3 protein-coding genes and 1 tRNA gene are annotated in these 1,849 nt (G+C 60.5%); 1 reads left to right on the forward strand and 3 read right to left on the reverse strand.

The features are described from left to right. Positions 1 to 209 (reverse strand): hypothetical protein (locus BA066_07820; protein ID RDD52783.1); only part of this gene is annotated, 209 nt, incomplete at its 3' end. A 64-nt stretch (positions 210 to 273) separates the two neighbouring features. On the opposite strand from BA066_07820, the gene BA066_07825 reads away from it, so the two are divergent. After that, positions 274 to 348 (forward strand) — tRNA-Arg (locus tag BA066_07825). 6 nt (positions 349 to 354) lie between these two features. Here the strand turns inward: BA066_07825 and BA066_07830 are convergent. Continuing rightward, the gene (locus BA066_07830) at positions 355 to 939 is read right to left on the reverse strand and encodes a hypothetical protein (GenBank protein ID RDD52784.1); all 585 of its coding nucleotides are present in this window, start codon (positions 937 to 939) and stop codon (positions 355 to 357) included. Next, positions 929 to 1,849, reverse strand: a 921-nt coding sequence (locus tag BA066_07835; GenBank protein ID RDD52785.1) for a hypothetical protein, incomplete at its 5' end; no start/stop codon positions are given. The genes BA066_07835 and BA066_07830, both read right to left, overlap by 11 nt.

Below are 1,849 nucleotides of genomic sequence, written 5' to 3' on the forward strand. Positions count from 1 at the left end.
TTGTAGACCTGAGCGACAACAGCGTACGTCGAGACGCCCCCTATTAGCTCTATCTTGGCCTGGAGCTTGTAACCGCCAGGGAGGTTCACCAGGACCCCCTCCTTGGCCACCAGACCGAGCCAATCGTACCTGACCTGCTGGGCCCCAGCCGGCTGGGGGAGCTGGGATGCGAGCAGAAGCATGAGTAACGTTATTAACCTCAGCCTCATCTTAACCCGGGCCTAACGCGGGGCAGCATTATTAATATGATTTCGATGATGGACGTATGAGCGTGGGCCCGTAGCTCAGCAAGGACAGAGCGGCGGCCTTCTAAGCCGCAGGCCGGGGGTTCGAGTCCCCCCGGGCCCGCTGCGATCAAGGGGAGAAGGGACCCAGGAGGAACCTCCTCAGGTCCAGCTCCCCTCCCATGACGCGCAGGGGAACGGCCCTGACCTGGGGTATGGTGTAGCCCCCGAGCCAGGGCAGACCGACCCTGTGCCCCCTGGATGGGTGCACCACTATCAGGTAGTTCCTGGAATCGTCCAGATCCAGCGCGTAATCCCCAGCTATCGCCAGGACGAGCCTGTCAGTCGCTGCGAAGAGCCCATCCTGATCCCTCCCCTGCACGACCAGGGTCGAGTTTTCCGGGAACGCTATGACGCTGGTCTCATCGGCGAGCCTCACTATTATCGTCACGTTCCCCCTCTCGACCTCGCCGAGGCTGCCGACGGCCAGGTTCGTCTCGTTGATCTTCCCCCCTGAGAAGAAGCTCAGGCAAGTCGTTATAGAGTAGGAGGAAAGGGCCAGTCCCCCCGGAATCGAGTCCCTCGATTGATAGGCTATGGTGACCCTCCAGGAGCCCTCCGGCCTCTCCCCAGCCCTTTGTGGTCTCAGGGCGAGGGTCAGGGAGAGGACCAGGGCCAGGATCAGGAGAGCGGCCACTATCAGCTCAGCTCTCAAAGGGTATCCTCCCCCTCTTCCTCCTCTCCCCCATGAGTATGCTCCTCCTAGAGCTCGCTCTCGCCCTGTTCCTGATCCTGATCGCTATTAGCAGGGCCAAGATTAGCATGAGGGCAGCTACTATGTATAGGAAGGTCCTGGAGACGAAGAGGGTTACCTTGACCATGCTGGAGCCGGAGTAACCGGACATGGTCCTCCCTATGGAGTCCTTGTACTCGTAGCTCAGGGTGACGAAGCTCCCCAGCTCGTAGGCCGGGTAGAAGTTGGTCGCCCTCACCCTGACGGGCAGCGTCAGCGTGCTTCCTGAGGCCACCTTGCCTATCCTGAGGGAGAGCGAGCCGTCCGGATTGGGCCTGTACATGACATCGTTGGGTATCATGCTGAGGTTTATCGAGAGGCCCTCGCCGGCGGACAGCTTCAAGCTGACCTCCGTGGCGTCCTCGTTGCCCACGTTCGATATGGCCACAAGCAGCACCCTCTCCTCATCCCACTCCATGCTCAGGGACGATGCGTTCGATGAGAGGACCAGGTACGGCCTTAGCACTGTCACCTTGACCTCCTTGCTCAAGTTGTGCCTCTCGCCCCTAGCATCGGTGTAGGTTATGAATGTTGTGGACACGGTCTGGGGACCGGGAGGGGCATCGACCGGCGTGACCTGGTAGACCAGGGTGAGCTTCGAGCCCGGCGCCAGCGGCTGGGGCATGACGTAGCTTCCCAGGCTGTTTGTCGATGTGACCAGGGCCGTCCCGTTCCCCTGGAACGTCGTGACGAGCTCGAATCCTGAGGAGAGTCTCTCCACGAACGCAAGATCTGTTATAGGGAGGTCCCCCTTGTTGGAGAATGTCAGGGTGACGTTTACTGGCTTCCTCAGCTGAACCGAGGTCGGGCTGACAAGCTTCGACTCCAGTAT

Source organism: Candidatus Korarchaeota archaeon NZ13-K (assembly GCA_003344655.1).
Classification (GTDB): Archaea; Korarchaeota; Korarchaeia; order Korarchaeales; family Korarchaeaceae; genus Korarchaeum.